This is a genomic window from Enterococcus sp. HMSC072F02 (assembly GCF_001837725.1).
Classification (GTDB): domain Bacteria; phylum Bacillota; class Bacilli; order Lactobacillales; family Enterococcaceae; genus Enterococcus_B; species Enterococcus_B lactis.
Map to the genome: position 1 here is coordinate 45,678 of NZ_KV833888.1, position 23,872 is coordinate 69,549.

The 23,872-nt window shown below is 34.7% G+C and carries 21 protein-coding genes; 20 read left to right on the forward strand and 1 reads right to left on the reverse strand.

The annotated features are described in order from the left end of the window. Positions 1-84 precede the first annotated feature (84 nt). From HMPREF2731_RS01225 to HMPREF2731_RS01295, 15 genes are all read left to right on the forward strand, one after another. Positions 85-891: an ABC transporter permease gene (locus HMPREF2731_RS01225; protein WP_002289081.1), complete on the forward strand. Its 807-nt coding sequence runs from the start codon at positions 85-87 to the stop codon at positions 889-891. A gap of 11 nt (positions 892-902) precedes the next feature. Then, on the forward strand, positions 903-2,123 hold the full coding sequence (locus tag HMPREF2731_RS01230; RefSeq protein WP_002289079.1) for an ABC transporter ATP-binding protein: 1,221 nt from the start codon (positions 903-905) through the stop codon (positions 2,121-2,123). Next, a complete protein-coding gene (locus tag HMPREF2731_RS01235) occupies positions 2,113-3,699 on the forward strand; it encodes a class I SAM-dependent methyltransferase (protein ID WP_070872139.1) in 1,587 nt (528 codons plus the stop codon). The genes HMPREF2731_RS01230 and HMPREF2731_RS01235 overlap by 11 nt, the downstream gene beginning before the upstream one ends. A 38-nt stretch (positions 3,700-3,737) precedes the next feature. Further along, entirely contained in the window at positions 3,738-5,876 is a 2,139-nt protein-coding gene (locus HMPREF2731_RS01240) for a glycosyltransferase family 2 protein (protein WP_070872141.1), read from the forward strand. A gap of 202 nt (positions 5,877-6,078) precedes the next feature. Next, positions 6,079-7,470 carry a sugar transferase gene (locus HMPREF2731_RS01245; RefSeq protein WP_070872143.1) on the forward strand — a complete coding sequence of 464 codons (1,392 nt, stop codon included), beginning with the start codon at positions 6,079-6,081 and terminating at the stop codon, positions 7,468-7,470. Positions 7,471-7,489: 19 nt separating this feature from the next. Further along, positions 7,490-8,530 carry a glycosyltransferase family 2 protein gene (locus HMPREF2731_RS01250; protein WP_070872145.1) on the forward strand — a complete coding sequence of 347 codons (1,041 nt, stop codon included), beginning with the start codon at positions 7,490-7,492 and terminating at the stop codon, positions 8,528-8,530. 44 nt (positions 8,531-8,574) lie between these two features. Further along, a complete protein-coding gene (locus tag HMPREF2731_RS01255) occupies positions 8,575-9,291 on the forward strand; it encodes an IspD/TarI family cytidylyltransferase (protein ID WP_002322619.1) in 717 nt (238 codons plus the stop codon). A 14-nt stretch (positions 9,292-9,305) separates the two neighbouring features. Beyond that, entirely contained in the window at positions 9,306-10,364 is a 1,059-nt protein-coding gene (locus HMPREF2731_RS01260) for an NAD-dependent epimerase/dehydratase family protein (RefSeq protein WP_002322618.1), read from the forward strand. Positions 10,365-10,429: 65 nt separating this feature from the next. Further along, a complete protein-coding gene (locus tag HMPREF2731_RS01265) occupies positions 10,430-11,521 on the forward strand; it encodes a glycosyltransferase family 1 protein (protein WP_033606462.1) in 1,092 nt (363 codons plus the stop codon). Positions 11,522-11,524: 3 nt separating this feature from the next. Next, positions 11,525-12,328 (forward strand): LicD family protein, encoded by an 804-nt coding sequence (locus HMPREF2731_RS01270; RefSeq protein ID WP_002322616.1) that lies wholly within the window; start codon positions 11,525-11,527, stop codon positions 12,326-12,328. A gap of 21 nt (positions 12,329-12,349) precedes the next feature. Beyond that, positions 12,350-13,333, forward strand: coding sequence for a glycosyltransferase (locus HMPREF2731_RS01275; RefSeq protein ID WP_002326055.1), 984 nt, complete (start codon positions 12,350-12,352; stop codon positions 13,331-13,333). Positions 13,334-13,350: 17 nt separating this feature from the next. Next, entirely contained in the window at positions 13,351-14,301 is a 951-nt protein-coding gene (locus HMPREF2731_RS01280; protein ID WP_002322614.1) for a hypothetical protein, read from the forward strand. 11 nt (positions 14,302-14,312) lie between these two features. Then, complete coding sequence (locus HMPREF2731_RS01285) at positions 14,313-15,380, forward strand: EpsG family protein (protein ID WP_002322613.1); 1,068 nt, start codon at positions 14,313-14,315, stop codon at positions 15,378-15,380. Positions 15,381-15,515: 135 nt separating this feature from the next. Continuing rightward, the gene (locus tag HMPREF2731_RS01290; protein ID WP_002322612.1) at positions 15,516-16,940 is read left to right on the forward strand and encodes a lipopolysaccharide biosynthesis protein; all 1,425 of its coding nucleotides are present in this window, start codon (positions 15,516-15,518) and stop codon (positions 16,938-16,940) included. Between the two features lie 149 nt (positions 16,941-17,089). Beyond that, positions 17,090-18,037, forward strand: coding sequence for an NAD-dependent epimerase/dehydratase family protein (locus HMPREF2731_RS01295; protein WP_002322611.1), 948 nt, complete (start codon positions 17,090-17,092; stop codon positions 18,035-18,037). Between the two features lie 38 nt (positions 18,038-18,075). Here the strand turns inward: HMPREF2731_RS01295 and HMPREF2731_RS01300 are convergent, their stop codons facing one another. After that, entirely contained in the window at positions 18,076-19,236 is a 1,161-nt protein-coding gene (locus HMPREF2731_RS01300; RefSeq protein ID WP_070872147.1) for a serine hydrolase domain-containing protein, read from the reverse strand. A 164-nt stretch (positions 19,237-19,400) separates the two neighbouring features. Here HMPREF2731_RS01300 and mltG point away from each other — a divergent pair, with 164 nt between their 5' ends. The 5 genes from mltG (at position 19,401) to HMPREF2731_RS01325 (ending at position 23,794) form a co-directional block, all read left to right on the forward strand. Next, positions 19,401-20,576 carry an endolytic transglycosylase MltG gene (mltG, locus tag HMPREF2731_RS01305; protein ID WP_002289159.1) on the forward strand — a complete coding sequence of 392 codons (1,176 nt, stop codon included), beginning with the start codon at positions 19,401-19,403 and terminating at the stop codon, positions 20,574-20,576. 135 nt (positions 20,577-20,711) lie between these two features. Next, positions 20,712-21,191 (forward strand): transcription elongation factor GreA, encoded by a 480-nt coding sequence (greA, locus tag HMPREF2731_RS01310; RefSeq protein ID WP_002289156.1) that lies wholly within the window; start codon positions 20,712-20,714, stop codon positions 21,189-21,191. 168 nt (positions 21,192-21,359) lie between these two features. After that, a complete protein-coding gene (gene liaF / locus HMPREF2731_RS01315) occupies positions 21,360-22,091 on the forward strand; it encodes a cell wall-active antibiotics response protein LiaF (protein ID WP_070872149.1) in 732 nt (243 codons plus the stop codon). Next, the gene (gene liaS, locus HMPREF2731_RS01320; protein ID WP_002289154.1) at positions 22,088-23,155 is read left to right on the forward strand and encodes a two-component system sensor histidine kinase LiaS; all 1,068 of its coding nucleotides are present in this window, start codon (positions 22,088-22,090) and stop codon (positions 23,153-23,155) included. Before liaF ends, liaS begins: the two co-directional genes overlap by 4 nt. Positions 23,156-23,161: 6 nt before the next feature. Further along, positions 23,162-23,794, forward strand: a complete 633-nt coding sequence (locus HMPREF2731_RS01325; protein ID WP_070872150.1) for a response regulator transcription factor — start codon at positions 23,162-23,164, stop codon at positions 23,792-23,794. Positions 23,795-23,872 lie beyond the last annotated feature (78 nt).

A 23,872-nucleotide genomic window follows, 5' to 3' on the forward strand; every position in this document is an offset into this window, starting at 1 on the left:
ATAAATAAGAACGCAGCTCGGTACCAAAAATATGGTAAAATGGCACTTGACTGTAATTCACTGAAATCGCTTGGAGGAACACAAATGTTTAAAGATTTGTATTTATTTATGAAGGACATTTATCAGAACAGAAAATTACTGCTACAGTTTTCGATCAATGACTTCAAATCAAGATATGCAGGGTCGTTTTTAGGGATCTTATGGGCGTTTATCAATCCGTTATTTACTGTATTGATTTATTGGCTGGTATTTGGCGTTGGATTGAAAGCACAAATGATCGATGCAAAATACCCATTTATCGTATATTTAGTTACCGGGATGATTCCTTGGTTCTTCTTCTCTGATGCCTTTGCATCAACTACGGTTGTTTTTCGGGAATATACTTATTTAGTAAAGAAAGTCGTATTCAATATTCGTATCTTGCCCACGACGAAAATCCTATCCAATTTGTACACCCATTTATTTTTCATTCTGATTGGCATAGCTGTTGCGCTTATAAATGGTATATATCCTTCAGCCATGTCTTTACAGCTGATTTACTATCTATTTTGCATGTGTGCTTTCTTGACAGGATTGACTTGGCTGACAGCATCCATCCAACCATTTTTACCAGACATCATGCAATTGATTACGATCGTCTTGCAGTTGATCATGTGGACGTTGCCGATATTATGGAGCCCGAACCAGTTTGACTCAGGTCTTGTAAGCATATTGAAATTAAATCCGCTGTACTATGTTGTTCAAGGCTATCGTGAGTCGTTTTTAAGTGAAGCTTGGTTCTGGGAGCATGGAACATATACTTTGTATTTCTGGGTGTTCACATTAGTAATGTTCGTAATCGGCTCTGCAGTGTTCCGTAGATTGAAACCACATTTTTCAGATGTGCTGTAAGGAGAATAGCTATGACAGAATATGCAATTAGACTAAAAGATATCACAAAATCTTATAATATGTACGCAAAACCGTCGGATCGATTTCGTGAAGCTCTTAATCCTTTTAAGAAATCCTATCATGATGTGTTTTATGCGTTGAAAAACGTGAATGTAGAAATAAAAAAAGGTGAGATGATCGGTTTCGTTGGAGAAAACGGATCCGGAAAATCTACGATGTTGAAAATCATTACAGGGGTACTGACACCAACATCCGGTACGATGGAAATCGAAGGGAAAATCTCTGCTTTGCTAGAACTAGGTTCAGGATTTAATCCTGAGTATTCTGGCTATGAAAATATCTATTTAAATGGGATGGTACTAGGCTTTTCAAGAGAAGAAGTCGATGAAATGGTCGATGATATCATTGAATTTGCTGACATCGGCGACCATATTTATCAACCTGTGAAAACTTATTCAAGTGGGATGTTCGTTCGTCTAGCTTTTGCTGTAGCAATCAATGTGAATCCTGATATTTTGATTGTAGATGAAGCATTGGCAGTAGGAGACCTTGAATTTCAACTAAAATGTATGGAAAAATTTACAGAAATCAAGAACTCGGGAAAGACGATTTTATTCGTTTCTCATGATATCAGTTCGATTCGCCGTTTTTGTGATCGTTCCTATTGGTTGAAAAACGGAGAAGTCGTCGAATATGGCGATACGATGGAAGTAACGACGAATTATGAAAACTTTTTAAAGAAAAAATCAGTTAAAACAGTGGATCGGAATAAAAACCAAGTAGAACGGTTCGCCGCTCCAGATATCGTCGACGTGACGAAAGCGGAATTGTTGGATAAAGACAAAAATCCGGTGGATATGCTGGAACAAGGAGAAAAACTATACGTTAAAGTAACTTATGAAGTAAAAGATGATACAATCAAAAATCCGGTTTTAGGAATTGCGCTACGAACAGTCGACAATTTTTATGTGTGCGGACTCAATACTCTACTAGATGGTATCAAGATTCCTTGGAAAAAAGGAGAGAATATCTTTTATCTGGAGTATGAAAAGTTAGGTTTGTTAGCTGGTGAATATTATTTTGACGTTGCGGTCTTTGAAGAAAATGCAACGGTTCCTTTGGTATATAAGACAAAGTACATGAATTTGTTTGTCAGCGGTTCTTATATCGGAGAAGGCATCGTGGTCTTAGACCATAAATGGGAAGAAGGGACTCATAGCAATGAAATATGATTTTGAAATGGACCTAGATGAACAAAGCAGTGTGGGAAAAATTGCCGCACAGATCAAACCAGGAAGTAAAGTTTTAGAGTTTGGTCCCGGAAACGGCCGATTAACGAAACATTTAATCGGTGCAAAACAATGTGAAGTGAGCATTGTTGAGTTAGATAAGGAATTGTTCGATTTTGTCAGCGAATTTGCTCAAGATGGATTTTATGGTGATATCGAAAGTTTTGAGTGGGCAAACTATTATGCTGGACAGACATTTGATTACGTCTTGTTTGCGGATGTTTTAGAACATTTGGTAGATCCTGGAAAAACATTGAAGAAAGTCAGAGAATTTTTGAATGAAGAAGGAGAGATCCTGATTACATTCCCTAACTTGGCGCATAATTCTGTCATGATCGATTTGTTCAATAACCAATTGCCGTGGGCTTCTTATGGTCTCCTAGATGAAACCCATAATTCTTTTTATACTCATGATGGCTTCCAAAAAGTTTTTGAAAAAGCGGGATTATTCATTAATATTGAAGATTATTTGTACTTAGCTGTAGGTGATACAGAATTAAAATCAACTTATGAAGAATTGCCGGAAGCTGTACGCTATGATTTCAAAATGCGACCATTTGGTGAAGTCTACCAATACTTTTTCTCATTGATGAAACATCCAGTAGCACAAAGTTCCATTGCAGAGCCACAAAATTCTAATTATGTAAAAGTGTTAGAAGTAACCCAGCAAACGAAACAAGATGAAACAATCCAACAAATACCATTCAATAATTTCACAGGGGAAAATGAGACACTAAGTTTCCCCGTATCAGAAACAATAGAAAGAATGGTGTTTCGCTTCGCGCAACAACCTAGCTTTATCGAATTCAGCGCAGAAGCTGCCGGAGAAAAACTCACATTTATCGATTCGAATGCTGTAGTCAAAACAGTAAATGATTGTTATTTGTTTGATGGGAAAGAATTACCAGAGTTCGTTCTAACGGATATTTCTGCGAAAGAAGTGACTATCCATTGTCACTATCGCTTTATCGGGGAATTGACACCAACAATGAAAGAATTGTTGGAAACGATTCGTCCCATGGCTGAAGTCACAAAGCAGCTTTCTGAGAAAAATGATGAATTAGAAAGAGAAAATCATCATCTTCTTGAGGAAAATACAAGACTAGTCCATACGTTAAAAACAACCACAAATCGCTATTGCACATTGTTGGAAAGTGATGAATGGACAATCAAACATAGATTAGGGCGACGTAAGAAAGAAACATCGAAAAAAATCCAAGAAAAAGAGCTTTCTCTATGTATTGACGAAAAAATCTGGGATGCAGAAACAAAGATATTAAAAATCATCGGATGGGGAATCGCTAATTCGGATCGCCAACCATTGTCCTATAAGTTATCAGCTGACCAATCACCATTTTTTGAAGCAATTCCTGTTTTACGAGAAGAAGTCAATCAAGCAAAACAGCTAGCTGAAGGAGCAAAAGCAGGATTTGAACTGCGGATCCTTTGCGAGAAGGAACGTTCATTCTTAGTGGAAGCAGTGGCTCAAAATGGTCAATCATGGATCATTGAAATGTAAATAATGATTAACTTATAAAGATAAGGAGTAAACGAATCGTGCAAAAAAAAGAAATTGCCGTATTTATCGATCAAATCACTCGTGAACGGGCCACTGGCGATTTGCTTATTGTGGGCTGGGCAATTGATGAAGTGACCAAAGAAATCCCTGCGATAAAGGTAGAAAAAGAAAATGTGATTGCTGAAGCAACACATGTCGTAAGATTGGATATCAATCATTTATATAATCTTGATGTTAAGACCCAAAGCGGTTTTAAGGTACGTTTATCAGGGAAAATGAGAGGAAAAGCAATCTTAGACTTCCAAACAGCAAGACATCAAAATGGCATAGCTGTGAAATTAAACGGTAAATATCCTTATGATGACGGCATTGAATCTTCATGGGAAAGAAAAAAAAGATTACTGAAAAAAGGGATAAATTATGCAAGGACTCATGGCGTAAAAAAAGCAATCCGCCGGGTCAAACTGGAATTGAAACCAGGATCGATCGACTATGCAGAGTGGATCAGTCGTCATGAGAAACCTGATCTGAAAGAGCAAAGGAAAGAAGTACAAGGATTTGCCTACCGCCCATTGATTTCCATACTTATGCCTGTCTATAACGTTGAAATCAAATGGCTCGAAAAATGCATTAATTCGGTACTTGATCAAACGTATGATCACTGGGAACTATGTATCAGTGATGATGCTTCTACTGATCCAGCTATCCGAAAGTGTCTGGAATCCTATCAAGCAAAAGATGATAGAATCAAAGTCGTTTTCCGACAAGAAAATGGACATATCAGTCTGGCAACTAATTCTGCATTGGAAATGGCAGAAGGAGAGTTTATAGCGCTCTTAGATAATGATGACGAATTACCCCCATTTGCATTATATGAAGTGGCAAAAGTGCTAAACGTACATCCAGAACTGGATTTGATCTACAGTGACGAAGATAAAATCGATGCAGATGGGAATCGCTTTGACCCGCACTTCAAAGCAGACTGGTCTCCCGATACATTGATGGGAAATAATTATATCTCTCACTTAGGCGTATATCGGACAAGGATTGTTAAAGAACTTGGCGGTTTCCGTAAAGGATATGAAGGGTCTCAAGATTATGATTTGGTCCTTCGTGTGACAGAACAAATCCCTGCAGATCATATTTACCACATTGACCGAGTCTTGTATCATTGGCGGACGATCCCAGGGTCAACTGCAAGTAATGGTGAAGCCAAAAGTTATATCTATGATTCCGGAGTGAAAGCATTGACAGATGCCCTGTTTAGAAGGAACATCAAAGGAAGCGTACGTCCTGGCAGAATTTCTGGATTTTATGAGATTACTTATGACGTCTTGCAAGAGGATTTGGTCAGTGTGATCATTCCAACGAAGAATGGCTATGAAGATCTAAAAACTTGTGTGGATTCGATCATCGAAAAAACGTCTTATTCAAATTATGAAATCATTATTGCGGATAATGGAAGTACAGATCCAAAAATGCAAGAATTATTTGCGGAATACAAGCATCAGCTGAAAGACCGCTTTATCGTAGAATTGATTGACATTCCATTCAATTATTCTCGAATCAACAATTTAGCAGCAAAAAAAGCAAACGGCAAATACTTTTTATTCTTGAATAACGATACAGAAGTGATTGAGCCAGATTGGATGACGGCGATGGTTTCTTATGCACAGTTTGATCGAATCGGCTGTGTAGGAGCAAAACTGTTTTATCCAGATGATACAACGCAGCATGCAGGAGTATTATTAGGAATCGGTGGTGTTGCAGGGCATGCATTGAATAACTATGATCGAACACATTGTGGTTATTTCGGCCGATTGGTCATTGATGTCAATTACTTAGCTGTCACTGCAGCTTGTATGATGGTCAAGGCAGCTGACTTCAATGCTGTCAATGGATTTGATGAAACATTAGAAGTAGCATTCAACGATGTTGACTTGTGCTTGAAAGTTTATGAATTGGGTCGTTACAATGTCTATGCACATCAAGCAGAATTGTACCATTTCGAATCTAAATCAAGAGGTTATGAAGATACACCAGAAAAACAAAGACGTTTTGCTGGGGAAATCAAAAAAATGCAAGATAAGTGGCCTTCTTATATTGCTCATGACCCATTTTATAACGATAATCTAACTAAAGAAGGAATCGGCGATTTTTCGTTGAGACCTGACTAAAAATAAAAAACTGTTTCGTCATCTAAATAGATGGTGAAATAGTTTTTTACTTATGCAATATTGTATAGGTATCTACAACAATTCTTATTAAAAGACAAGAATTTTTCTTTTAATTTATTTTACAATTTGGTTATTCACTAGGTTTTTAAACTTTGCTATGGTAAGATGATAGAGGCATTATTTTATGGTTAGGAGTGTATATATGAATAAAAATGGGGAGTGGAATGCGGCACGCAGGATATTCATTATCATCATGGATGTACTTGTATTGAATGTGTCGATCTATCTTAGCTTTTTGCTGAAGTTCCAAGGAGAAGTCCCAGCAAGAAACTTAGAGACCTTTCAGCATTCAGCAGTTTTTATTTCCATTATCTTTATTGCGTTGAATATTTTGTTAGGAGCTTATGTATTCTATAACCGAATGATCAGTGATATCGTCTTCATTACTGTTATTGGACAGGTGCTGATAGCATTGGGGATCATGGTGGTTACTTTTGCTGGACGTTGGTTTGCATTTCCGCGTGGCGTCATCGTGCTCTCGTTTATACTTGGCACGATATTACTTAGCGTTTATCGGATAGTCGTTTATAAACTATACTTAAGAGTCAGTCGTGATAAGAAAGTACTTATCGTAGGTTTGGAGAAAGATGTCGCACCAGCGATCCAAAACTTTCAATCTAAGAAAAACAACAAACATAAGGTTGAAGCAGTAGTGATCGACAATTATTATGAAAACACAAAAAAATTGATTGATGACATCGATATTGTCTACTTGGCTTCAAAAATCCCAGAAGATGAAAAAATCAATATTTATCAATTAGTGACTAAAAAAGAGAAGAAGCTGTTTTTAAATACAAATTTTGAAAATTTAACGATGATCAATCCGAACATCATGAATTTCGAAGATGAAAGTATCATTGAAGCTTCCGGTTTCAAAATTCAGCCGGAATATGAATTATTCAAACGTCTCTTTGATATCATCGTTTCGCTTATTTTATTGATCCTCGCTTCACCTTTTATGCTAATCACAGCGATTTTGGTAAAAACAACTTCACCTGGACCAATTATTTATAAACAAGTACGTATTACGAAAAATCAAAAGGAATTTTCAATCTATAAATTTCGTTCCATGAGTGCAACAGCTGAAGCAAAATCAGGACCAGTCTTGGCAAAGAGCAATGATGCACGTGTGACACCAGTAGGCAAATTTATCCGTGCCGTACGTTTTGACGAATTACCTCAAATCTTTAATGTATTGAAAGGCGATATGTCGATTGTCGGACCACGTCCAGAAAGACCATTTTTCGTTGATCAGTTCAATGAAGAAAATCCTTATTATTATTTAAGACACAATGTACGTGCAGGGATTACCGGATATGCACAAGTATACGGAAAATATGTATCAGATTATAATAGTAAACTACGTTTTGATTTGTTGTATATCAAAAAGTATTCCTTACTATTAGATTTGAAGATTTTACTTCAAACAATCAAAATCTTATTTGATAAGATGTCCTCACAAGGACTAGATGAAGATGAAAATATCAGTTCATTAGCAGAAATCGACTTTTCACAAGAGAAAATTTATCGCTAAGCTGGAGGAAAGAAATGAAATGAGCCATCCGATATTTAGTATAATTGTTCCAGTTTATAATGCCGAAGACACGATCGTTCATACAATAGAAGTTTTAAAAAATCTGGCATTTGAAGAATATGAAGTGATTTTGGTCAATGATGGGTCAACTGACAAAACAGAGCAGCTGATTCAGTCAGCTATCCAAGGAGATAGTCATTTTCAACTTTTTACAACCGAAAATCAAGGACCTGGACTTGCTCGAAATGAAGGCATCAAGCAATCTACAGGAAAATATGTATTATTTTTCGATGCAGATGATGAGCCAGTCAAAGAAATTTTAGCAGATTATCGGCAGTTATTTGAACAGTATCCTGAAGCAGATCTGCTTATCAGTTCTTTTATATTCCGTACGCTAAGCAGGGGGAAAATCATTTCGGAAAAGGACTATCTTGTTCCAGAATATCAATATACAAATCATGAACAATTCATGGATGATATGTATCAGCTGATGAATCAGCAGCTGATGTATGTGGTTTGGAACAAATGCTACAAGAGAGAACTCTTGATGGAAAAACAGATTCTATTCAAAAATTACAGTAGTTGTGAAGACCGTATCTTTAATCTTAATTATTATGAACACTGCCAACAAGTAATCTTAAACCCTAAAATCGAATATATATACGATTTTGAAGGGGGAAAAGGAATAACGAACAAATATAATCCAAATAAATTCAAAACATTTGAGGAGTTTTATTTGTTAGCCAATGAAGTGACAAAAAACGCCAATAAATCAGGGATGGCTTCGCTTTTATTAAAAGGAGTTACATCAGTCATTTTGTCTATCGTAGAAACAAATCAGTTATCTAATCGTGAAAAGAAACGTGCAATAAAGAATATTCTTAACAATCCAGTGATCAGAGAGGCAAGTTCAATTGCCTGTACTGATTCAGTTATAAAAAAGCTGACTAAACTTTATTTTAATTTACCAACATCGCTTGCCTATTTATCTATTATTTTAGCCAATAAATTACAACATATTAGTCCTAAACTAATCACTTTATTGAAAAGAAAATATTAAAGTCTTATTAATAATTAAGATCAAGAAAAGGAGTAAATCATTTTATGAACATTGCCTTATTAACTGCGTCAGGTACAGGTACTAGGACAGGTCAAGACATACCCAAACAATTTATCCATGTGAATAACATTCCGATACTGGTTTATACACTGAAAGCTTTTGAAGAGCATCCGGAAATAGACGAAATTTGTGTAGTTATTTTAAAAGGGTGGGAAGAAATGCTGACTGCTTATGCAAAACAGTTCAATATCACGAAACTAAAGTATATCGTAGAAGGTGGAAACTCTGGACAAGAATCGATCTATAATGGTTTAAAAGAAATATATAAAAAACGTGATAGGAACGATGTCGTGTTGATTCATGATGGCAATCGTCCAATGGTAAGCAAAAAAATCATCAGTGAAAGCATTGAAGTCTATAAAAAAAATGGAAATGCTGTTGCTGTGATTCCTTGTACAGAAGTCGTCTTCACTTTAGCAGAAAAAGGAGAGACGAGTTCTGTGGATTCTTTGAATCGTGATCTACTTGTTCGTACACAGACCCCGCATACGTATCAATTAGGCGAAATAATAGATACGTATCAACTAGCAGAAGAAAAAGGAATCATTAATATGGCAGCTTCATGTCAATTGATGCAAGTTTTAGGGAAAAAATCTTATTTTTCACCTGGCTCAGAAAAGAACTTAAAAATTACTACGTTAGATGATTTAGAGATTTTCAAAGCATTATTGAATTCGACGAATGATGACTGGATCAAGTAAGGCAGGCAAAACAAATGAATTTATTAGAAAATAAAACCTATCTTTCAAATCTAAAAAAGTGTATCCAAGAGACATCTGGTATCTTGCAAGGATTTAAAGAAAAAAATATCATGGTCACTGGGGCAAATGGTCTGATCTGTTCTGCAGTCGTCGATTTATTGGTAATGGCTAATCAAGAATTAGATCTGAATATAACAATCTATGCCCTGGGGAGAAGTGTAGAAAGGTTAGAAGAACGCTTTTCTACTGCTTCAGCTGAAATGTGTGTTGTACCTGTACTGTATGACGCAACGAAAGAGTTCTCGTTCGATAAAAACGTTGATTATATTATCCATGGAGCTAGTCATGCAAGTCCGGATTTATATACGGAAAAACCAGTAGAAACAATGCAAGGAAATATTTATGGCTTGACTACTCTCTTAGAATTTTCCAAAGACAAACAAGTTGAACGATTGCTATACGTATCATCAAGCGAAGTCTATGGGGATTTTAGCACAGATAAGCCATTATTAGAAACTAATTACGGCTATGTCGATATTTTGAATCCTCGCTCTTCTTATCCCATGGGGAAACGAGCAGCTGAGACACTATGCGTTAGTTATCTCAAAGAGTATGGAGTTGAAAGTATCATTGTTCGCCCAGGACATATTTACGGACCTTCAGCAAAACGAGAAGATAAACGTGTTTCTTCGGCGTTTGTTCTAAATGCGTTAAAAGGAGAAAAAATCATCATGAAAAGTACGGGCAGTCAAATCAGATCCTATACTTATAGTTTAGATTGTGCTACTGCAATATTGCAGGCATTGCTCAAAGGAAATCCGGGAGAAGCATATAATATCTCAAATCCTAGATCAATCATTAGTATTGCAGAAATGGCAAAGATGATAGCTGAGATTGGAAACGTAGAGTTAGAGTTTGATTTACCTACTGAAGTCGAAGCAAAACTATTCAACCCCATGAATAACTCTAGTCTGAATAGTGAAAAGCTTTGTTCTTTAGGTTGGAAAGCAATTTTTGATGCAAAAGATGGTTTTAAATATACGATGGATATTTTAGCAGAAACCATACAATAAAAAAAGATTCGTTCTAAGCGATATTTGGTAATAAATTTAGAAAAACAGGTGATTAAGTGAGTAAAGTGAAAAGAGTGTTGCACTTCCAAGGAAGAATGGGAAAAGGTGGAGCCGAATCTTTCATGATGAATCTCTATCGAAAAGTCGATCGTCGTAAGCTACAGTTTGATTTTTTGATCTACGATGATTTTGCTAATGTAACGGATTATCATGAAGAAATAGAAAAAATGGGCGGAAGAATATTCGTAGTGACAAATCCTAAAAAAAATATTGTGAAATATTGGTTTGAAGTAAAAAGACTTTTAGCAGAACAACAATTCGATATTGTGCATAATGAAGTATACTTTGGTGGTGGGATCAACCTATTGTTAGCTAGAAAACAAGGAGTAACCCAACGAATCGCACATAGCCATGCAACAAGCGATGGCAAACCGTCTAATTTTTTTATGAACCTACTAAGGAAATATTTGCACTATTTACTTATTAAAGAGGCGACTGATTTTTTAGCTGTTAGTAAAGAAGCTGGTGATAGTTTGTTCCAAGGTCATCCTTATGAGATTATCCATAATGGTATTGATTTATCTTTATATGAAACAGATGAACAAACACGAGAAATGAAAAGAGAGGAACTAGGCATTTCTTTAAACGACTTTGTAGTAGGTAACATTGGTAGACTTGAAAAACAAAAGAACCAAGCTTATCTTATCGATGTTTTCAGTGAATTAATCCAAAAGAGACCTGATGCTAAATTATTAATTGTAGGTGCTGGTTCCCTTCAACACAATTTAGAAAAAAAAATAGATGATATGGGTCTATCAAAAAATGTATTTTTACTAGGAGAAAGAGATGACATACCAGCATTGTTCCAAGTGATGGATGTTTTTTGTATGACATCTTTATACGAAGGCTTACCAATGGTGGGGCTAGAAGCGCAAGCAAGTAGAAAAAAAGTTGTCTTATCTAATACTATTTCCTCAGATACGAAATTAACACCAAACGTGACATTCGTTGAATTAGATGAAACAAAGGAAAGATGGAGTAACGTTATATTGAGTCAGCCTTGGGTTAATGAAGTAACAACCGAGCTATTAGAATATGATGTTAGCCATACATTACAACAGATGTTAAAGGTATATAAGATTTATCAGGGGGAGTAAAGTATGTCTGAGTATTTGAGTACAAAAGAGATCCATGATGGTTTATTAGATTTGTTAAAATTTTTCGATCAGTTTTGTCAAAAGCATAATTTGACGTATTTTTTAGCTGGTGGGACTTTATTAGGAGCTATTAGACATAAAGGGTTTATTCCATGGGATGATGATGCTGATATTATTATGCCGCGAGAAGACTATAATAAACTTATCAGCTTATCACTCGAGCTGCCAGCTTATCTTGAATTGAAAGCATTAGAGATTGACAACAAGTGGGAGTATGCTTTTGCAAAAATTAATGATACTCGGACATATATTGATGATGACTACAGAGTAGCGCAACATGGATTATTCTTAGATATTTTTCCAATCGATTCTGCTCCAGAAAATAAATATACGCAAAAATATTTAGTTAAAAGAATGAAAATGTTAGACGTGTTTAGAGGAGCACAGAGTAAAAAGAAGTTCAAACCTGAAGAAAAATTTATATTTATAAAAAAAATAATTTCTAAATATGCTAAAAGTAAAGGCGCTAACTACTTTGCTGTGAAAATGAATCAACTAGCAAATAGCACCAATAAAAGATACGCCAACTCGAAATTTAAAGGGGTCTGTGTATCGACAATCTATGGCGTAAGGGAATTTTTACCAACAAGTACTTTTTCGGAAGTAACTTATGTTGAATTTGAAGACACTACGCTCTCAATTCCTAAAGATTATAAAACGTATTTAGAGAGTCTGTATGGAGATTATATGCAATTACCACCTCTGGAAAAGCAAAAAGGAGATCATTATAAAATAAAAAGATACTAGAAAAAAGCGGGAAGTGAAAAAATGAGAGATAGTTCCTATACAGTTTCAGTAATTATGCCAATTTACAATGGTGAAAAAAATATCATCGAACAATTAGAATCAATCAGAAATCAAGAGCGTATGCCGGATGAAGTGCTGTTATGTGATGACGGTTCAACAGATAGCACAGTCGAGATCGTAAGGAATTTTATCGAAAAACATCAATTGACTGGATGGCAGTTACTAATCAATGAAGAAAATATTGGATGGAGAAAGAATTTTATACGTTTAATTCACCAAGCAACAGGTGATGTGATTTTTTTCAGTGATCAAGATGATATCTGGTATGCGCATAAAATTAAACATATGTCAGAAAAAATCATGTCTGATCCTGAAAATATCAAAGTATTAGTATCTAACTACGACGAATTGATTGAAGAAAATGGCGTCTCTTATCCATGTGAAAAACGAAAAATACCTACGAAACAACCTAACGATTACATCTATTTTTCGAAAAAAAATGTATTCTTAAATAGACCAGGGTGGGTTTACGCTTTTCAAAAAGACTTCATCCCAACATTTGACAAGTTTTTAGAAACCTCTCTTTATCCTGTACATGATATGGCGATGTGGTCGAGCGGGGTTTTGACAGATAAGCTCTATCTCTTAAATGAAAAGACAGGATTATGGCGTAAACACGGAAGCAGCGCTATGCAGATTGAAAATGAAGAGACAGAAAAAACGGCTGAAACTAAAAAGAATATTCGCTTAGGTAAGCTTGAATTATTGAAGATACTAACCATCTCAAATTTAAATTTTGTTCAGCGAACGGATGTGCCAGATAAAGACTATAAAGAAAAAACGTTAAAGGCTCTGCTTAAAGAACTAGAGACAAGATTAAAGATTATTGAAGAAGATAAACTATTGAATATATTGAAAAACTTTAAGTCTTATGCGGTATTGCACTCTTTTCTTGCAGATATCCTATACTTCGTAAAAAGCAGATTAAATAAAAAATACCGATAATAAACGGAGGAAGATAAATGTCTAATATGAGTCTCTCACCTAAAGATATCTATTCTTTTTTTAAAGATCATTTAAGAATATATATCCTATCATTTGTGGTAAGTTTACTGTTTGTGGGAGGATTATTTTTCTATTCTACTTATTCACAGAGTAAGATTGAGGACAGTAATCAAAAAAATCAACCCCTTTTTTCATTTATTTTAGAAAATAGCCAAGGTAACATCATGACCGCTTCTGGTGCTATAAAACAAGTATACTTGACTAGCTTACAAGAAAAAAAACAATTCTCAAATGAGACATTGGAAAAATTAAGTGTGACATACAATGATATTCAAAATACTATTGATGTTCAGCTTACAAATGAGGTTTCTGAACAAGAAAAAAAACAAATTTCTGATTTATTACAAAAAGAGATGACAAATGGAGAATTGCCATTTTTTGATAATAAAACCTACTATTTTATTAATAAAGAACTTGAATATAACAGAATAGTGCCTCTCCAATCATCCCGTGGGATTAGTACTAAAAAAATCGTATTATTAGTCTTAGTAATCATCATCTTGACAGTTGGCTTAGGTACTCTTTTGGTGAGTTGGAAAGAGTATAAAACCAGAGTGATTACTCAAAAATTTACACTTGGAAACGATGTTCAAGCAATTGATATCAATTCATTGAATTTATCGGATAAACAAGAAAAATCAAATGTGATCAATTCGCTGTTAAATGGGACATCAAAGAATAAATTTTTGATTTTAGAAGAAAATGAAATCATCGATAAGAGTCAAATTACGAAGAATGAAAACACGAATATCTATTCGAATCTGAATACTATCACTAATCCTGTAGCCTTTAGACCTGATGAGATTCTAATTGTTTGTTTTAAGAACAACACTACAAAAAAATGGTACCAAGAACAATTAGAAATTGCTAAAGCTTTAACCAATACCATTAAAATAATCTATATATAAGGAGAATAGCATTGTACATTTATGTAGGAACATTCGCACTGCTAGCTATGTTATCAGTTTTAGAATATTTTACTAGAAAAAAAATATTCTTTTATACTGGTATAGTATTTTTAACAGGTTTAGCAGGTTTCAGATTTTCTACGGGATACGATTTTTCTTCCTATAACAATTTTTTTGATAGATTAATAAATTGGGGTAAAATCTTTGATGGTAGCATTGACGCTGAACCCGGTTATCTTTTATTGAATTATATCGTTCGTGAACTAGGAATGAATTTTTCAACCTTCGTTTTATTATTTTCAATAATAAGTTTGTTATTGCTAGCTTATGCACTCAATAATTATTTTCCGGTTCCGTCGATTGCATTACTTTATTACTATTCAAGGTTTTTCCTAGTTCGTGATATGGGACAAATAAGATCTTCAATTGTAGCTATTATATTCTTATTAGCTCTGCCAGCGTTCAAAAAAAGAAATTTGAGAAATATCATACTACTTTCACTTATAGGTTCTCTATTTCACATTGTTTCTATCTTTATTATCCTTGCATATTTTTTTGTACAGATTGTTAAAGAGATAAACGTTCCTAAAGAAATACTACTTATTTCAGCTAGCTCATTGGTGGGTACCATTTTCTTTTTTCCAGATCTATTTCGATTTATGATTCCAGATCGTTATTATGGTTACTTATCTGGTTATTATGCACAAGGTAATTGGATCTTCAATCCGGTATTTATCATGCAATTAGGAATATTGGTCGGAGCCACAATTTTTGTAAAAAGCAACAATTCAATCTTTACAAAAAACTTTAATATATTATTGACGTTATACTGCTTATCAACGATTCTTTTAGTTTGCTTTGGACCTTTAGCAACAATTGGTGGTAGAATAAGTACGATATTTTCAACAGTAGAGATTTTTATCGTTCCCATTTTATTAGATAAACTTTTTAAAAATAAATTTTTATTCTTGTTGGTGTTTATTCTTTTCAGCTTATTAATATTTATTTTAATTTTTATTGTGTCCGGAGCATACAATTCTTATATTCCGTACAACATGGTATTTTTTATCAACCGATAGGATTTACAAAATGAATAAATCTGATTTGTTTTTATAAAGTTATACTAATTAATTTAATAATCATAATTACTATATATTCAGTCTATAGCCAAAAATAGAATAAGATTATATAGCATGACAAAGTAGGTATTAATAATGAATGACAAAGCAAGAACCGTAATGAAAAACTTATATTATACTGTAGCAGCCAATTTTGCTACTTTAGGAATATCAGTTCTATTAAATCTATTTGTGCCGAAACTTTTAGGAGTGACTGAGTATAGTTATTGGCAACTTTACGTTTTTTATTCTTCATATGTTGGTTTTTTACATTTTGGTTGGATTGATGGTATCTATTTAAAAATTGGCGGAGAAGAATATGATCGATTAGATAAACGAGGATTGGGTACTCAGTTCTGGTATCTGTTGATTTTTGAATTATGTTTATCATTTCTGGTAGCTATTTGGGCTTGGTTGTTTCTGCCTTCATCAGAACAATCTGTCATATTAATCTTAACGGCGGTGGTTTCCGTTGTTACAATCATTAAGACATTTGTTCTCTATATTTTTCAATCAACGAATCGAATCAAAGAATACGCACAACTATCAAGAAACGATCGGTATCTGTATGTATTGTTAATAGCTATCTATTTTGCTTTTGGTGGTAGAAATTTTTTATGGTTAATAGCATTGGATATCCTTTCTAAAGTACTAGTAACGATTTGGGGGATATCGTTAATCAAAGATATGTTGAATATTAAACTGATCAATCTACGAATATTATTTCCTGAGATACTAGATAATATAAATATTGGAAGCAAATTGATGATCAGCAACATAGCAAGTATGCTGATTATTGGAACAATCCGTTTCTTTGTTCAACAAAAATGGACAATAGAGACTTTTGGTAAATTATCATTCACGTTAAGTCTTTCAAATATGTTTTTGACTTTCATAAATGCTATCGGTATTGTCATGTTTCCTTTATTAAGAAGAACGAACCAGCAAAGACTCCCTGAACTCTTCCGTATCTTACGGGACTTATTCGTTCCTATAACCTATGGATTATTGATTTTTTACATCCCAGCAAAATTGATTTTGAGTATGTGGCTACCTGAATACACAGAAAGTCTGAATTTTATGGGTATTTTATTTCCTATTGTGATTTATGAAGGAAGAATGTCTTTACTAATCAATACTTACCTAAAAACTTTACGTAAAGAAAAAACGATACTAATGGTTAATGTGATAACATTAGTTTTATCTTTATTAGCTTCACTATTTGTTATTTTTATTATAGGTAATCTAAACTTAGCAGTAGGCTTGATTCTCTTAAGTTTAGCTTTCCGCTGTAATTTGGCTGAATTTTTTCTTTGCAAAGATATGGGATTAAAGATTGGGAAGAAGATGGTTTTTGAAACAATTTTGACGCTGATGTTTATTTTTAGTAATATTTGGTTTCATGGTAGCTTCACCAGCATGATATCCTATACACTGATCTATATTGCTTACTTAATTATTGTACATCGTATATTTTTATCAAGTATGGCTAAATTTCGCGCTTTACTAAAAGAACATTGATGTCTTGTATTTTATAGTTGTAAAACCGAATAGGGTAATTTATGTCCTATCCGTTTTACAATAATGTAAATGGTATTTGGTTGATTTAAAATATAAAAATGGTAAACTAATATTATTTGATGCGAAAATGTGCAATTGGAGTGAATTTGATGGATATTATATTGATTACTGGCGGAGCTGGTTTTATTGGTTCAACGCTAGCGAATTATTTGGGAAAAGAAAACAAAATCGTAGTAGTCGACGATTTATCAATGGGAAAAAAAGAAAACTTGGATATGGAGAAACAAGTGACTTTCATTGAGGGGGATGTATCAGATCCTCAATTGATGGAAAGAATCATGAAAGAATATCAGTTTGCCTATATTTTTCATCTAGCTGCTGTAGCTAGTGTGGCAGATTCTGTAGAACGGCCTTTAGAAACACATCGTGTAAATTTTGACAGTGCGCTTTTATTGCTTGAATTAGCACGAAAATATCAATCTGATTTAAAACGATTAGTATTTAGTTCCTCAGCTGCAGTTTATGGTGATGAACCAACATTGCCAAAAAAAGAAGAATCAGTCATCCGTCCATTAACACCATATGCCATCGATAAGTTTGCAGCAGAACAATATGTTTTGGATTACTGTCATTTATATGATGTTCCGACTAGTGCTGTCCGATTTTTTAACGTTTATGGTCCAAATCAAAATCCAAACTCTCCATATAGCGGAGTCATTTCGATTCTAGTGGATCGTTACAAAAAACAATTGGCAAAAGAAAAAGCAGAATTTACTTTATTTGGCGATGGGAGCCAATCTAGAGACTTCGTTTATATAGAAGATGTTATACAAGCACTTTTACTTGTTGCCAAGGAAGAAAAAGCTTTAGGACAGCAATTCAATGTCGGTACAGGAAAAAGCACTACGCTACTTGAATTGATTCATTCAATTGATCAAATCTTAGGAACAGAGCTAACGCTTAAATATGAAGCGGAGCGTTCAGGGGATATTCGTGATTCTTTAGCTGATATTTCAAAAATTCGTTCTTTAGGCTATCAGCCTAAATTTGATATATTGAGTGGAATGGAACGATATTTAAAGTCAGAAATCAACTAAAATAAAAACCAGCAAGATGCTGGTTTTTTTGTTTCGACTTAGCTTTTTAAATTAACACCTTCCATCAGTTCATAAATCTGATTTCTTAAATCAGTGGCCGGCAATTTGATGTTTTTATCTGATTGGATATTACTTTCCATAACGATTGCATCTTTAGTGTCTTTTTTCATCGCCACTACTGCATGGAATCGATTGATATTCCCCTGAGAAAGGATATAATCGTTTCCACTGTAAACACCGCCGCTGTAAGGATGTTTATCACCATTATTTTGCCACAATGAGAAAAGTAGTTCTTTTGGTATGATAAAGCCAGAAAGAACACTGGTAAAGAATTTGTTCAAGTCATAAACAGACATACTTATATTTCCTGTACCTAATTCATTTCGGATGTCGGTTTCAGGCTCGATCAATGCTTTTGAATAATCGTCAGTTGCAGACATCTGGTAAGATACAGCGTGTTGAGGCGAATTTTTTACATTGTCATAAAAATCTGTATGTTCTAGATGGAGAGGACGAATGATTTCTTTTTTTAGAAGAGTTTCATAAGGCTGATTCGTTAGTTTGATCAATATCCCTGTAAGCAATGTATAATTCAATGGTTCATAATGATACGTATCATAATCAGTAAGTTTCAAATGATGAAGGGCGAACTGAATGATTTCACTATCCGACATAGGTTTGTCGGGAGAAGCAGTTCGATGAAGACCAGAGCGCATATAAAGCATATTTTTGATTGTGATTTGCTGACCTCCAGGAATCTGAGGATAAAATTCAGCTAACTTTGTGTCAAAAGTTAACTTGCCAGTTTGGATTTGTTTTAGTATCAGTAAAGCAGTCATTGCTTTTTGAATTGAACCGATTTGATAGTAAATGGAAGGCGAATTCGGTTCTTTTACGCGCAGATTTGCGTATCCATATCCTTTTTCTAATAGTACGCGATTATTTTTGCGAACATAAATCGAACCGATATAATCTGATTTTTGTAGTAATTGATCAATTTTGCTAGCAAGCCTCTGCTCATCGGGCGTTAAATTGGAAGTAAGTTGTGCTGGCTCCGTTTTATAAGTTTGGGACTGAGGTGTTTTGGTTAATTGACCTCCTATAATGATGCCTGTTGAAAAGAAGCTGACAGACAATAATAAAATTACAAGAAAAGAAATAGAAATTTTTTGTTTTTTTCGATGTTTTCCTTTTGACATGTTAATTCCTTTCTATCCATTTTTAACTATTTTTCATTGTAATCCTCAAAAAGAGTATTTGCCACTTACAATTTTGACATAATATTTGGTAAAATAATTCACGGCAGTAGAAATTTCATGTATAATAAACAGAGTTACGAAGATGATAGTAAGGAGGAGTTGTTTTGTCAGGAAACAAACAACACCCAAGTAAAGATAAAAAAGAAGCCAGTAAGGCAGCTACAGCAGATATAATCGACAAGCGGAGAAATCTGCGTAAAAAAGAAGATAAGATTGTGAGGAAGATCATTTTAGTGATTGCTCTTACATTATTGATTATTGGCGGATTTCTTGGATTTACCGTGTATCGCTATGTAGATAGCGGGTTGAAGCCTTTAGATAAATCAGATGACCAATTAGTCCAAGTGGAGATCCCGAGTGGCTCTTCTAACAAGCAGATTGGTGAGATTTTGGAGAAGGACAATATTATTAAAAGCGGGATTGTTTTCAATTATTATACAAAATTTAAAAATTTAACTGGCTTTCAAGCTGGCTATTATCAGTTAGCGCCTAATATGACTCTTGACGAGATTGGCAAACAGCTGCAAGAAGGCGGCACTTCTGAGCCAACAAAAGTTGCAGATGGGAAAATTGCTATTCCAGAAGGTTACGATATCGATCAGATTGCTGAACGGGTAGCGAAGGTAACTGGTAAAGACAAGAAAGAATTTTTAGATTTAGTGAATGATGAGACTTTCTTTAACGAGTTGCACCAAAAATTCCCAGAACTGTTGGAAAGTGCATCTAAAGCTGAGAACACAAAATACCGTTTGGAAGGTTACTTATTCCCAGCCACATATGATTATTACACGAGTACTTCGCTTAAGGATCTAGTGATTGAAATGGTGAACAAGACGAATACGGTCATGCAAAACTATTATTCAGCTATCAAGCAGAAAAATTTGACTGTACAAGAAGTTTTAACTTTGGCTTCTCTAGTTGAAAAAGAAGGCGTAAAAGAAAACGATCGTAAAAACATTGCACAAGTCTTCTTTAACCGAATCAAGGCAAATATGCCACTTCAGTCAGATATCTCTGTTTTATACGCATTAGGTGAACACAAAGAATTAGTGACGTATGAAGATACAGCTGTAGATTCACCATATAATTTGTATACCAATACCGGCTATGGACCTGGACCTTTTGACAATCCAAGCGAAGAGGCAATCAAGGCAGTGTTAGAACCAGCAGAAAATGACTATTATTATTTCGTAGCAGATACGAGCACTGGAAATGTTTATTTCGCTAAAACATATGAAGAACATATGGAATTAGTGGAAAAATATGTAAATAATTCTTAGAAAAACAGGCTCTAGACATTGATCATTTTTAGAAAAACATTTACATTTGAAGAAAAGCGTGGTAATCTTTTTTGGACTATATTCCTCAAAAGATTACCTTTTGCGGTATTTTATCGAAAAAAGGAGACGTTACACATGGTAGAGAAAGTTTATCCAATGACTCTAGAAGGTAAAGAAAAATTAGAAAAAGAATTAGAAGAATTAAAAACAGTCAAACGCGGAGAAATCATTGAACGAATCAAAATTGCCCGCGGTTTCGGAGATCTTTCCGAAAACTCTGAATATGAATCAGCGAAAGATGAACAAGCATTTGTTGAAGGAAGAATCACAACAATTGAAAATATGATTCGTTTTGCTCAAATCATCGATAACGACGGTGTAGATGCAGATGAGGTATCAATTGGTAAAACAGTTACATTCATCGAACTACCAGATGGAGAAGAAGAAGAGTACACGATTGTCGGAAGTGCTGAAGCAGATCCGTTTTCTGGCAAAATTTCCAATGATTCTCCTATTGCGCAAGCATTGATTGGCAAACGTAAAAATGATGAAGTAACTATTGCTACTCCAGGTGGCGATATGCTAGTTAAAATCGTCAAAGTAGAACAAGCGTAGTCTGACTGAAAGATCTAGAGAGTTCATCTTACTGATGATACACTCTAGATCTTTTTCTCTTTGTGTATTTCAGATTTCAACAAACGATCTTACATCTAAAGTCCTATAGCCAACAGTTAAAAAAATAGGTATGATGAAATGAGAATGTGTCAGGAGGGAGAAAGAGCGATGAATAGTTCTTGGCGTTTTTTTGTGGTAGTTGAAGCACTACTGCTGTTATTTGCTGTTTGGCAAATCGTAAACAATACTGGACTTTTGCTTTTAGTGATATTCGGTATTTTCAATATATATCTAGCTATGCGCAAACATCCTCGTACTAAATTTCAAAATTTTCAATTGATATTAGGAAGTTTGGTCATTTTTTTTAGCTTAGTCAACAGTCCTGCTTTATGGATGATGGCTGTATTTGCCGTTTTATTTATTGGACTAAAAGGTGTAGAGATTTCAGGGATAGATTTAACCAAAAATGCTTTTTGGCGAAAGAAACAGATCATGATGGTCCAAACAGAGCAATTAAAAACACATAATAATGAGCGGAAAAGACAGCAATTATTCGGTAACCAACGTATTGGAAACGACGTCTATGAATGGGACGATATCAACATCGCCGTCATTTCTGGTGATACTATCATAGATTTGGGCAATACGCTTTTGCCAAAAGATGATAATATTGTGATTGTAAGAAAAGGGATAGGCAGAACACGGATCTTAGTACCTTTGGGCGTAGCCATCCGATTAGAGCATGCGACATTAGTAGGAAATGTCTTGTTTGAAGAAGAGCAATTTTCTTTGAAAAATGAAAAAATCAAAATCTACAGCAGTGATTATGATGAAAACCCTCGTAGACTGAAGATTATTACTAATACCTTGATTGGAGATGTCGAGGTGATACGAATATGATGGGAAAAATATCCAGAGCGATGCTAGCTGTTTATTCGGGGATTGCGGCTTTCCTTATTATTCTATTTTCACTTTTCACTTATTTTTATGCCAGTAATCAAAGTCATTGGTGGGGAGAATTACTGCGTGCACGTTTATTATATGTTCCGCTTATCTTCCATTTGTTAGCTATTTCCTTAGGTGTAGGATTAATCGTCTTTCTATTATTATCACTTATTCAAAAGACAAAATACGGGAAAATCGAAGAAAAGCTGCGTGCACTCTCTTCTGGCAATTATGAATCCAAATTGTTGCTTCTTCCGATCCCAAGTGCATCGGACGATTTATACATCAAAGATATTGATAAGGAAATCACTAAAATAAAAGAAAAAATGATTGAAGTATCTAGTGAATTACAAATTGTAACGAGCCGTCCCCAATATGTAGATGGACAAACCAAAGAAGAAATTTTAGAATTAGAAAGACATCGATTAGCCCGTGAGCTGCATGATTCAGTTTCGCAACAATTGTTTGCAGCAATGATGATGATGTCGGCATTAACGGAGCAAGCAGAAAAAAGCGAGACACCAGAAATGTTCCGCAAGCAGTTGAAAATGGTAGCAGAGATCATCAACGCTTCCCAGTCTGAGATGCGTGCGCTGCTTCTTCATCTGCGTCCAGTCAATTTAGAAGAGAAAAGTTTAAAGCAAGGTATCGAGCAATTATTGAAGGAATTGCAAAATAAAATCCAGATTTCGCTGAAATGGGATGTAGAAGATGTAAAACTATCTAGTTCCATTGAGGATCACTTGTTCCGAATCGTTCAAGAATTGTTATCAAATACATTAAGACATGCCAAAGCCAATGAATTAGAGGTATATTTGCACAAAATAGACAATAATCTTTTGTTACGTATTATTGACGACGGAACAGGGTTTAATATGAATGAAACGAAAACGGGAAGTTATGGATTGAACAATATCAAAGAACGAGTAGCTGGTATTGGTGGAACAGTAAAAATCATTAGTTTTAAAGGGCAAGGTACAAGTGTAGAAATCAAGGTCCCTTTGATGAAGGAGGCATAGATAAGGATGATAAAAGTTTTATTAGTAGATGACCATGAAATGGTGCGCTTAGGTGTCTCTTCTTATTTATCTATTCAAGAAGACATTGAAGTAATTGGAGAAGCTGAAAATGGACGACAAGGCTATGAGAAGGCGATGACACTTCGACCGGACGTCATTTTAATGGACTTAGTCATGGAAGAAATGGATGGTATCGAATCAACAAAAGCAATCTTAAAAGATTGGCTAGAAGCTAAAATCATTATCGTAACCAGTTTTATTGATGACGAAAAAGTTTATCCTGCCATTGAAGCAGGTGCAGCAGGGTATTTGTTGAAGACCTCTACCGCACATGAAATTGCTGATGCTATAAGGGCAACGCAACGCGGCGAGCGAGTATTAGAACCAGAAGTGACAACAAAAATGATGGAAAAAATGAGTCGGCGAAATGAGCCTGTATTACATGAAGAACTAACGAATCGGGAAAATGAAATTTTAATGCTGATTTCTGAAGGAAAAAGTAATCAGGAAATAGCGGACGAATTATTCATTACACTGAAAACAGTAAAAACACATGTTTCCAATATATTGGCTAAGCTAGAAGTGGAAGACCGTACACAAGCCGCTATCTATGCATTCAAACATGGTTTGGTGAAATAATGATTTTTCGAGGGAAAGATTTGGCTAATCTACCCTCTTTTTTTACACGCGAATTGTAAAATTAAGTTAGAAAAATAA